General features: G+C 73.8%; 10 protein-coding genes. 8 read left to right on the forward strand and 2 right to left on the reverse strand.

All coding sequences use genetic code 11. The annotated features are described in order from the left end of the window. Positions 1-92: 92 nt before the first annotated feature. Entirely contained in the window at positions 93-1208 is a 1116-nt protein-coding gene (locus ACFXA3_RS16480) for a threonine aldolase family protein (protein WP_385187319.1), read from the reverse strand. A gap of 98 nt (positions 1209-1306) precedes the next feature. On the opposite strand from ACFXA3_RS16480, the gene ACFXA3_RS16485 reads away from it, so the two are divergent. From ACFXA3_RS16485 to ACFXA3_RS16510, 6 genes are all read left to right on the forward strand, one after another. After that, complete coding sequence (locus tag ACFXA3_RS16485; protein ID WP_385187321.1) at positions 1307-2236, forward strand: Rossmann-like and DUF2520 domain-containing protein; 930 nt, start codon at positions 1307-1309, stop codon at positions 2234-2236. Next, complete coding sequence (gene panC, locus ACFXA3_RS16490) at positions 2233-3237, forward strand: pantoate--beta-alanine ligase (RefSeq protein ID WP_385187323.1); 1005 nt, start codon at positions 2233-2235, stop codon at positions 3235-3237. The genes ACFXA3_RS16485 and panC overlap by 4 nt, the downstream gene beginning before the upstream one ends. Beyond that, complete coding sequence (locus tag ACFXA3_RS16495) at positions 3234-4967, forward strand: L-aspartate oxidase (protein ID WP_385187325.1); 1734 nt, start codon at positions 3234-3236, stop codon at positions 4965-4967. The genes panC and ACFXA3_RS16495 overlap by 4 nt, the downstream gene beginning before the upstream one ends. Before the next feature lie 41 nt (positions 4968-5008). Next, positions 5009-5962 carry a carboxylating nicotinate-nucleotide diphosphorylase gene (gene nadC, locus ACFXA3_RS16500; RefSeq protein ID WP_385187339.1) on the forward strand — a complete coding sequence of 318 codons (954 nt, stop codon included), beginning with the start codon at positions 5009-5011 and terminating at the stop codon, positions 5960-5962. After that, the gene (locus tag ACFXA3_RS16505) at positions 5962-6771 is read left to right on the forward strand and encodes a type III pantothenate kinase (protein ID WP_385187327.1); all 810 of its coding nucleotides are present in this window, start codon (positions 5962-5964) and stop codon (positions 6769-6771) included. Before nadC ends, ACFXA3_RS16505 begins: the two co-directional genes overlap by 1 nt. Positions 6772-6900: 129 nt before the next feature. Beyond that, entirely contained in the window at positions 6901-7638 is a 738-nt protein-coding gene (locus ACFXA3_RS16510; protein ID WP_385187329.1) for a GntR family transcriptional regulator, read from the forward strand. Between the two features lie 10 nt (positions 7639-7648). Here ACFXA3_RS16510 and ACFXA3_RS16515 read toward each other — a convergent pair whose 3' ends face one another. Beyond that, on the reverse strand, positions 7649-7873 hold the full coding sequence (locus ACFXA3_RS16515; RefSeq protein ID WP_385187331.1) for a hypothetical protein: 225 nt from the start codon (positions 7871-7873) through the stop codon (positions 7649-7651). 108 nt (positions 7874-7981) lie between these two features. Between ACFXA3_RS16515 and ACFXA3_RS16520 the strand changes: the two genes are divergently transcribed. Both ACFXA3_RS16520 and ACFXA3_RS16525 read left to right on the forward strand, forming a co-directional pair. Continuing rightward, positions 7982-9103 (forward strand): DUF5937 family protein, encoded by a 1122-nt coding sequence (locus ACFXA3_RS16520; protein ID WP_385187333.1) that lies wholly within the window; start codon positions 7982-7984, stop codon positions 9101-9103. 159 nt (positions 9104-9262) lie between these two features. Next, entirely contained in the window at positions 9263-10816 is a 1554-nt protein-coding gene (locus ACFXA3_RS16525; protein ID WP_385187335.1) for a M28 family metallopeptidase, read from the forward strand. Positions 10817-10922: the final 106 nt, after the last annotated feature.

Below are 10922 nucleotides of genomic sequence, written 5' to 3' on the forward strand. Positions count from 1 at the left end.
CTGCCGGCGCCTCGGGCGCCGGCAGGGCCGGAGCGTGCCGGGCGGGCCCGAAAGCGCGGGGCGGGGCCCCGGAGCACGGGGCGGGGCCGCCGTCAGATGCGGGCCGTGAAGGCCTGCGCGGCCTCGTGGACGTCCTCGGCGGTCCACGTGAGGCCCGGCTCGGTGATCTGGACCTCCGTCATCGACACGCCCGGCACCACCGTCGGGGACCACCTGCGGAAGAGGACGGTGCCCGTCTCCTCCGCGAGGCGCACCCCCGCCTCCGTCAGCCGGTCGGCCTCGTACGGCAGCCACACCTGGAACTGGTGCGTGTGCGGGACCTCCGGGTTGATCCGGAACCAGGGCACGGGGCCGCCGGCCAGTGCCTCGGCCAGCGCCGACGCCACCGCGCGCGCCCGGTCCACGTACGAGGGCAGGCGCGGCAGCTCCCGGTCCAGGCCGGCCAGCGCCGACAGGGCCTGCGGGAACTGGCGGAAGATCTGGCCTCCGTACCGGTGGCGCCAGACCTTCGCCTCCGCGACGAGCGACGCGGAGCCCGCCAGGGCCGCGCCGCTGAGGCCGCCGAGGGACTTGTAGAAGGACACGTACACGGAGTCCGCGAGCGCGGCGATCTCCGCCAGCGGCCGCCCGAAGTGCACCGTCGCCTCCCACAGCCGGGCCCCGTCGAAGTGGACCACCGCGTCCCGTTCGCGGGCGGCGTCGACCAGGGCCTCCAGCTCCTCCCAGGTGGGCAGGAGGAAGCCCGCGTCGCGCAGCGGGAGCTCCAGCATCAGCGTGCCGAAGGGTTCGGCCAGGTCGGCGACCTCCTCGGCCGTGGGCTGGCGCGGGTCCGTCGTCGGGTGGACCGTCCGCAGGCCGGAGACCAGCGACAGGGCGCCGCCCTCCCACAGCTCCGGGTGGCTCATCGGGTGCAGGGCGACGACCGGGTTCCCGGTGCGTCCCGCCCAGCAGCGCAGCGCGATCTGCTGGGCCATCGTCCCCGTCGGGAAGAACGCCGCGTCCTCGGTCCCCAGCAGCTCGGCCACCCGCCGTTCCAGCCGGGTCACCACGCCGTCCCCGTACAGGTCGGCCGGCTCGTCGGGATCCGGCGCCGCCAGACCGGACAGCAGCTCGCCGACCGTCGCCTCCCGCAGGCTGCCGCCGAGCATCCGCCCGGCGCTCCGCCCCGCCGCCACCAGCCGCTTCGTCAGATCGTCGTCACCAGTCATGCCCCCGATCATCGCCGACCGGCCAACACGCCCAGGGGCTAGCATGGCGGCGTATCGTCCGGTACCCCCCGCGGACTGGAACGGAAGGCCCTCCCCGCGTGAATTCATCCCAGCAACCGCGCCCGGCCAGGCTCACCGTCGGCGTCGTCGGCGCCGGCCGGGTCGGCCCCGCGCTGGCCCGTGCGCTCCAGCAGGCCGGACACCGGCCGGTCGCCGTCTCCGGCGTCTCCGACGCCTCCCGCCGGCGCGCGGCGCGGATGCTGCCCGACGTGCCGCTCGTAGCGCCCGCGCAGGTGCTGGAGCTGGCCGATCTGGTGCTGTTGACCGTGCCCGACGACGCGCTGCCCTCGCTCGTCGAGGGGCTCGCCGAGACCGGAGCGGTCCGGCCCGGGCAGCTCCTCGTCCACACGTCCGGGCGGTACGGGACCGGGGTGCTGGACCCGGCGCGGCGCGCGGGCGCGCTCCCGCTGGCCCTGCACCCGGCGATGACCTTCACCGGCACGGAGGTCGACGTGCAGCGGCTCGCCGGCTGCTCGTTCGGCGTCACGGCGCCCGAGGAGCTGCGGCTCGCGGCCGAGGCGCTGGTGATCGAGATGGGCGGGGAGCCCGAGTGGATCGCGGAGGAGAACCGTCCGCTCTACCACGCGGCCCTCGCCCTCGGCGCGAACCACCTGGTCACGCTGGTCGCCCAGGCCATGGAGCTGCTGCACAAGGCCGGGGTCGGGCACCCCGACCGGATGCTCGGCCCGCTGCTCGGCGCGGCCCTCGACAACGCCCTGCGCTCCGGGGACGCCGCGCTGACCGGCCCGGTGGCCCGCGGTGACGCCGGAACCGTCGCCGCGCACGTCTCGGAGCTGCGCAAGCACGCCCCCGGCACGGTCGCCGGGTACCTGGCGATGGCCCGCACCACCGCCGACCGGGCCCTCGCGCACGGCCTCCTGAAGCCCGAACTCGCCGAGGACCTGCTCGGGGTGCTCGCCGACGGCGCGGACCACGTCAACGGCACCGAAGGGGACGACCGCCGGTGAACCACGACCTGCTGCTGATCGACACCGCGGAGGAGCTGCACAAGCTGCCGCGGACCGCCGAGGGCCCGCGGGCCGTCGTGATGACCATGGGCGCCCTCCACGAGGGCCACGCCACGTTGATCCGCACGGCCCGCGAACAGGCCGGGCCGGCGGGCCAGGTCGTGGTCACCGTCTTCGTGAACCCGCTGCAGTTCGGGGCGAACGAGGACCTGGACCGCTACCCCCGCACCCTGGACGCCGACCTGGAGATCGCCCGGGCGGCCGGGGCCGACGCGGTGTTCGCCCCGGCGGTCGACGAGGTCTACCCCGGCGGCGACCCGCAGGTGCGGGTCAGCGCCGGCCCGATGGGCGAGCGCCTCGAAGGGGCCACCCGGCCCGGCCACTTCGACGGCATGCTGACCGTCGTCGCCAAGCTGCTCCACCTCACCCGTCCCGACCTGGCCCTCTTCGGCCAGAAGGACGCCCAGCAACTGGCCCTGATCCGGCGGATGGTCACTGACCTGAACTTCCCCTCGAAGGTGGTCGGCGTGCCGACCGTCCGCGAGGAGGACGGGCTCGCGCTGTCGTCCCGCAACCGGTACCTGTCCGCGCAGGAGCGCCGCACGGCCCTGGCGCTGTCCCGCGCCCTGTTCGCCGGGCAGGACCGGCTCGCCGCGCAGGCCGCGCTGCGGGCCCGTGCCGAGGCGGCCCCGGCCAGCGACGAGCGGGCCACCGCCCTGGCGCGGCTCGGCGAGATCCGGTGCGCCGCCGACGCGCACGCCGTGTCCGCCGCGGGCACGGGCCTGCCGGACGCCGTACGGGCCGCCGCCCGGCACGTCCTGGAGGAGGCGGCCCGGCACGACCCGCCGCTGTTGCTGGACTACCTGGCGCTGGTGGATCCGCAGGACTTCACCGACGTCGGCCCCGACTTCACCGGGCAGGCCGTGCTGGCCGTCGCCGCGAAGGTGGGGACGACCCGGCTGATCGACAACATCCCATTGGAGTTCGGAGCACACACGTGAGCACCCCAGGCACAGGCACCGCCGGTACCGGCATACGGCTGCACGCCCCCGCCCCCGGCTGGGCCGTCGACGCCGACGTCGTGGTCGTCGGCTCCGGCGTCGCCGGCCTGACCGCCGCACTGCGCTGCGCCGCCGCGGGCCGCCGTACGGTCGTGGTCACCAAGGCCCGCCTCGACGACGGTTCCACGCGCTGGGCGCAGGGCGGGATCGCCGCGGCCCTCGGCGACGGCGACACCCCGGGGCAGCACCTGGACGACACGCTGGTCGCGGGCGCCGGGCTGTGCGACGAGGACGCCGTCCGGCTCCTGGTCACCGAGGGGCCGGACGCCGTGCGCCGGCTCATCGCGACCGGGGCCGTCTTCGACACCTCCGCCGAGACCGGCGAGATCGAGCTGACCCGCGAGGGCGGCCACCACCGCCGCCGGATCGCGCACGCGGGCGGCGACGCCACCGGCGCCGAGATCTCCCGCGCGCTGGTCGAGGCCGTGCACGCGGCCGGCATCGAGACCGTCGAGAACGCCCTCGTACTGGACCTGCTCCAGGATGCCGAGGGCCGTACGGCGGGTGTCACCCTGCACGTCATGGGCGAGGGCCAGCACGACGGCGTCGGCGCCGTCCACGCGCCCGCCGTGATCCTGGCGACCGGCGGGATGGGCCAGGTCTTCTCGGCCACCACCAACCCGTCGGTGTCCACCGGCGACGGCGTGGCGCTGGCGCTGCGGGCCGGGGCCGAGGTCTCCGACCTGGAGTTCGTCCAGTTCCACCCGACCGTGCTGTTCCTGGGTCCGGACGCCGAGGGCCAGCAGCCGCTGGTGTCGGAGGCGGTCCGCGGCGAGGGCGCGTACCTGGTCGACGGTGACGGCGTCCGCTTCATGCTGGGGCAGCACGAGCTGGCCGAATTGGCCCCGCGCGACATCGTCGCCAAGGGCATCACGCGCCGCATGCTGGAGCAGGGCGCGCAGCACATGTACCTGGACGCCCGGCACTTCGGCGCGCGGATGTGGGAGCAGCGCTTCCCGACCATCCTGGCCGCCTGCCGCTCCCACGGCATCGACCCGGTGACCGAGCCGATCCCGGTCGCGCCCGCCGCGCACTACGCGTCCGGCGGCGTACGGACGGACCTGCACGGCCGGACCACGGTCCCCGGCCTGTACGCGTGCGGCGAGGTCGCCTGCACCGGCGTGCACGGCGCGAACCGGCTGGCCTCCAACTCCCTGCTGGAGGGGCTGGTCTTCGCCGAGCGGATCGCCGAGGACATCGTCGGTCACGCGCCCGCGGGCAGCGGCCCGGGCATCCCGGTCCCGGCGACCGGTCCGCTCCAGCCCGCCGGGGCGCGGTACGAGATCCAGCGCATCATGACGGAAGGCGCGGGCGTGCTCCGCTCCGCCGATTCGCTGCGCACGGCGGCCGCCGCCCTGGAGGACCTGTACGCGACCGCCCTCACGGCGCTGGAGACGGACGGCAAGACCGCCGTGCCCGGCACCGAGACCTGGGAGGCCACGAACCTGCTGTGCGTGGCCCGCGTACTGGTCGCCGCCGCCCTGCGCCGCGAGGAGACCCGCGGCTGCCACTGGCGCGAGGACCACCCCGACCGGGACGACGCCGCCTGGCGCCGCCACCTCGTCGTCCGGCTGTCCGCCACCGAGAAGCGGGCCCTGGTCGTCACCCCCACCGACTCCGCGGGCTTTCCGTCCGTACAGCACCCCCTGAGCCAGGAGCAGTCATCGTGAGCACCCCCGAAACGCACGACCACGAGCACGAGCACGCGGAGCTGCAGCTCCTCGACGAGTCCGCGGGCGGCTGCGGCGACGGCTGCGGCTGCGGCGACGGCGAGGAGTCGGGACTGGACCCGGCGCTGGCCCAGCTGCTGGCCGACGCGGGCCTGGACCCGATCGAGGTCGAGGACATCGCCCACATGGCGATCTCCGAGGACCTGGACGGCGGCGTCGACGTGACCACCGTGGCGACCGTCCCCGAGGACGCCGTCGCGCACGCCGACTTCACCGCCCGCGAGGCGGGCACGGTCGCCGGTCTGCGCGTCGCCGAGGCCGTCCTGTCCGTCGTCTGCGAGGACGAGTTCGAGGTCGAGCGGCACGTCGAGGACGGCGACCGGGTGCAGCCCGGCCAGGTGCTGCTGACGGTCAGGGCCCGCACCCGGGACCTGCTGACCGGTGAGCGCAGCGCGCTGAACCTGCTCTGCCTGATGTCGGGCATCGCGACGGCGACCCGCCGGTGGGCCGACGAGCTGGAGGGCACGGGGGCGAAGGTCCGCGACACCCGCAAGACCACGCCGGGCCTGCGCTCCCTGGAGAAGTACGCGGTGCGCTGCGGCGGCGGCGTCAACCACCGGATGTCGCTGTCGGACGCGGCGCTGGTCAAGGACAACCACGTGATCGCGGCGGGCGGTGTCGCGGAGGCGTTCAAGGCCGTGCGCGAGCAGTTCCCCGATCTGCCGATCGAGGTCGAGGTGGACACCCTGCACCAGGTCCGCGAGGCCCTGGACGCGGGCGCGGACCTGATCCTGCTGGACAACTTCACGCCGATCGAGACCGAGGAGGCCGTGGCGCTGGTCGCCGGCCGCGCGGTGCTGGAGTCCTCGGGCCGCCTCACGCTGGCGAACGCCCGCGCGTACGCGGAGACGGGCGTGGACTACCTGGCGGTCGGCGGGCTCACGCACTCCTCCCCGATCATGGACATCGGGCTGGACCTGCGCGAGGAGCGGTAATGCTGCTGACCATCGACGTCGGCAACACCCACACCGTGCTCGGCCTGTTCGACGGTGACGAGATCGTCGAGCACTGGCGGATCTCGACCGACCCGCGGCGCACGGCCGACGAGATGGCCGTGCTGATGCAGGGCCTGATGGGCATGCACCCGATGCTCGGCAGCGAGCTGGGCGACGGCATCCACGGCATCGCGATCTGCTCGACCGTCCCGTCGGTGCTGCACGAGCTGCGCGAGGTGACCCGCCGCTACTACGGCGACGTCCCCGCGGTGCTCGTGGAGCCCGGCATCAAGACGGGCGTGCCGATCCTGATGGACAACCCCAAGGAGGTCGGCGCGGACCGCATCATCAACGCGGTCGCCGCCGTCGAGCTCTACGGCGGCCCGGCGATCGTGGTCGACTTCGGTACGGCGACCACGTTCGACGCGGTGTCCGCGAAGGGCGAGTACGTGGGCGGGGTGATCTCCCCGGGCATCGAGATCTCGATGGAGGCCCTCGGCGTACGGGGCGCCCAGCTCCGCAAGATCGAGCTGGCGCGGCCGCGCAACGTGATCGGCAAGTCCACGGTCGAGGCGATGCAGTCGGGCGTGGTCTACGGCTTCGCGGGCCAGGTCGACGGGATCGTGAACCGGATGGCCCGCGAGCTGGCCGGCCCGGGCGGCGCGCCGGACGACGTACGGGTCATCGCGACGGGCGGGCTCGCCCCGATCGTCCTCGGCGAGTCCTCGGTCATCGACGACCACGAGCCGTGGCTGACGCTGATCGGGCTGCGGCTGGTCTACGAGCGCAACGCGCCGAACTTCGACTGAGCCCGGACGGGGTCGCCGCCGCGCCGCGGCGGCGGCCCCGTCCTTTCACTCCGCGCCGTTCTGAAGACTCGGGTTCGACCTGATGAATTAGCTTGGGCCCACATCGTCGACCGGCACAGGACGGCTCATATGGCCCGTGATACGGCGTACTTGAAGGTGGCGGACTCGCTGCGCGCCCGGATCCGGGCCGAGGAGTGGCCCGTCGGTGCCAAGCTGCCGTCGCGGGCCCGGTTCGCCGGGGAGTACGGCGTCGGGCAGAGCGTCACGCAGCGGGCACTGGAGCTGTTGATCATCGAGGGGCTCCTGGAGGGCCGGGCCGGCTCCGGCACCTACCTGTGCGAGCCGCGCGAACGGCTGCGCATGGTCCGCTCCCGGCGGCGCCGCCGGACCGGACCCGGCGGTTCGGGCCTGACGTGGGAGGCGCACTCCACGGCCCGGACTCCGGCGCCCGAGCGGATCGCGGAGCGGCTCGCCGTCCCGGCGGGCGATCCGTGCGTGCTCACCACGTACGAGTTCCTGGCCGAGGGCCGGCCGGTGGAGATCTGCGAGTCCTGGGAGCCGATGGCCCTCACCGACGGCACTCCGGTCGTCCTCCCGGAGGCGGGCCCGTTCAAGGGCGCCGGGGTCATCGAGCGGATGCGCTCGATCGGCGTGCTCGTCGCCTCGGCGCTGGAGGTCCCCCGCCCGGCGCGGGCGAACCAGCGGCAGGCCAATCTGCTCGGCATCAGCGTCGGCGACCTGATCACCCGGATAGAGCGGACGTACTACGCCACGGACGGGCGGGCGGTGGAGACCGCCGACATCGTGGTCGCCGACCGCCGCTCCGAGATCGCGTACGAGATCGACTTCCACCCCGAGGACCGCTGAGCGGCCGGCATCAGGATCTTCCGGCCGCGTGCCGGCGGCCTCCCGCCACCAGCCGGTGCAGAGCCGCCCACCAGGGGTGCCGGGCCCCCCTTCCGTCGAGGACGGCCTGGAACTGCGCGTACGTACGGGCCGCGCGCAGCACGGCGACGTCGTCCCGGCCCGGCGGCGGGGGCATCGGGGCGCCCTGCCGGGAGGCGCGCCAGGTGTCGATGAGGTACTGCTCGATCGCTGTCATCCCTCCACCCTGGACCCGCTCGGGCCACCCCGCACGACGATTGACGCTCCTCGTCAATCGATCCGTGTCAGGCCTGGTCACAGCCCTCCGACAGGTCAGAATGGGCCGATGAGCGTCACCATCGACATCGCCGGGCTCCCCGCGGAACGCATCCGTTTCGCACCTTCCGCGCTCTCCGAGCTCTGCATGGCGCTGCACGCCCTGTCGCAGCCCGCGCACCACCCGGGCCTCACCTCCTGGACCACCGCCACCTCGGCCGCGCTGGACCCCTGCCTCGCGGACCGGCTGCTGGAGGCCGAGTTCATGTGGCGCAGTTCGTTCTCCGACATCTTCATGGCCTTCGCGGGCGTCCCCGGCGGCACCGGCCTGCCCGCCGCGACGCTGGCCGAGGAGCTCGACGTACTCGACCGGATCGACGACGAGCGGTTCGTGATGGCCGCCCTGGAGCACTGCTGGCTGGCGCTGTACAACGAGGGCGGGGGGCCCTCGCCGTTGACGAACCCGCAGGCCCGGGCCAAGGCGCTGGAGACGGCAGCCGCCCGCGGCCCGCGCCAGCTGGCCTTCTCGCTGCGGCTGCTGGACGACACGGCCTCGGTGCGGGTGTGGCTGCGGCGCATGCTGGAGGACTGCGACGAGGCGTTCTTCGCGGAGACCTGGCGGCGGATCGAGCCGCAGCAGGGCGCCGACGCCCGGCACAAGACCGAGCTGCTGCGCCGCAAGGGGCTGGCGACGACGCTGCACGAGGTGTCGACGGCGCTGAGCGTCGACCAGGCCGCCACCACCATCACCGTCGACAAGATGGTCCACGGCTCGGCCACGGCGACGGATCCGGAGACAGGCCCCGGCCTGGTGTTCGTTCCGACGAACTTCGGCTGGCCGCACCTGCTGGTGCTGCACGCGCCCGGCTGGATGCCGGTGGTCCACTATCCGCTGCGCTCCCCCGAACTGCCCGAGCCGGGCTCGGTGGACCTGCTCCAGCGGCGGATGGTGGCGCTGGCCCATCCGATGCGGATGATGCTGTGCCGGAGCCTGGCCCGGGCCCCGTACACGACGAGCGAGCTGGCGACCGTACACGGCATCACGGCGCCGGAGGTCTCGCGGCACCTGTCGGCGCTGAAGAAGGCGGGACTGCTGCGCACCTGGCGCCAAGGGCGTTACGTCCAGCACCAGTTGGATCTGGGCGTGGTGGCCCGAATCGGCTCGGAGTTCATCGAGGGCATCCTGCGCTGACGGCACCGATATGCGGGAGTCGCCCACCGGAATTCAGTGAAACCTCTGGCCAGACCGGCCTCATGGTCTATACCGTGCGTCCACCGCTCCCCCACGTACCGTGCACCGCTTCCGTCCGTCCGTGTGCCGTCTGCTCGTACTTGTCGTGGAAGGATCTTCATGCCCTCACGCCGTATAGCCGCAGCAACCGCCGCCCTGGCCGCCGCGGCCCTCGTCTCCCCGCTGGTGCTCGCCGGGCCGGCCGGTGCCACCGGCAGCCCGCAGAGCGATGCCGCCCGGGGCGACGCGCTGGCCCGGAAGCTGGTCAAGGACTCGACCGGCAAAGGCGCCAACAACCACCTGAAGGTCTTCCAGGCCATCGCCGACTACAACAAGGGCACCCGCGTGGCCGGTTCCAAGGGCCACGTGCAGTCCGCGCAGTACGTCGAGGCCGTGATGCGGGCGGCCGGCTACAAGGTCTCGAAGAACGAGTTCGACTTCGTGTACGTCGAGACGATCGCCGAGACGCTGAAGGTGGGCGGCGCGGGCGGGCGCGACGTCCCGATCAAGCTGATGACGTACACGGCGAGCGGCCCGGAGGGCGGCGTCACGGCGCCGCTCGCCGTCGCCCCCGTGGACGCGGACGGCACGAACGGCTGCGAGCCGGGCGACTTCGCCGCGGGCGCCTTCACCGGGAAGATCGCCCTGGTCAGGCGCGGCGGCTGCACCTTCGCGGTCAAGCAGGCCAACGCGGCGGCGGCCGGCGCGGTCGGCGCGGTCATCTACAACAACACCGAGGGCGCCCTCAACGGCACCCTGGGCGCGGCGGACGCGGGCAAGGTCCCCACCGGCGGCGTCACCCAGGCCGAGGGCGAACGGCTCGCCGCCGAGGCGGCGGCCGGCCCGGTCGAGGTCACCCTCGACATCCGCGAGTTCCGGGAGAACCGCAAGACGTACAACGTCGTCGCGGAGACCCGGGGCGGGGACGAGGACAACACCGTCTTCCTCGGTGCCCACCTCGACTCGGTGGCGGCGGGTCCCGGCATCAACGACAACGGGTCCGGTTCGGCCGGCATCCTCCAGGTCGCGCAGCGCCTCGCGAGCAGCCAGAACAAGATCAAGAACAAGGTCAAGTTCGCCTGGTGGTCGGCCGAGGAGTTCGGCCTGCTGGGCTCCGAGGCGTACGTGAACGGCCTGACGGACGCCCAGAAGAAGCAGATCAGGCTGTACTTGAACTTCGACATGATCGCCTCGCCGAACGCGGCGTACTTCGTCTACGACGGCGACGACTCCGACCACGTCGGCTCGGGACCCGGCCCGGAGGGCTCGGCGCAGCTGGAGAAGGGCATCACGGACTTCCTCGACGCGCAGAAGATCCCCCACGAGGGCTCGGACTTCACCGGCCGCTCGGACTACGGCCCGTTCATCGAGGCGGGCATCCCGTCGGGCGGCACGGACACGGGCGCCGAGGGCATCAAGACGGCGGCGCAGGCAGCGAAGTTCGGCGGCCGGGCCGGTGTCGCGTACGACGTGAACTACCACGGCAAGGGCGACGACATCACCAACATCGACCAGAAGGCGCTCGACATCAACGTCGACGTCATCGCGAACGCGGTCGGCCACTACGCGTACGACCTGGCCCCGCTGTCCCGGCCGGTCGTCGCGAAGCCGACGCCGGGCGGCAGCACCGGGGGCGGGCTCCGCCCGGGCCACGACCACGAGCTCGCGCAGTAGTTCCGCAGCTCCGGGAGACCGCTGCGGGGGCCCCCCCCCCCCCCCGGGCCCGGCGCGCCGCGCCCCCCCCCCCCCCCCCGGCCGCCCCCCCCCCCCCCCCCCCGCC

It is taken from the genome of Streptomyces sp. NPDC059456, from assembly GCF_042750055.1.
Taxonomy (GTDB): domain Bacteria; phylum Actinomycetota; class Actinomycetes; order Streptomycetales; family Streptomycetaceae; genus Streptomyces.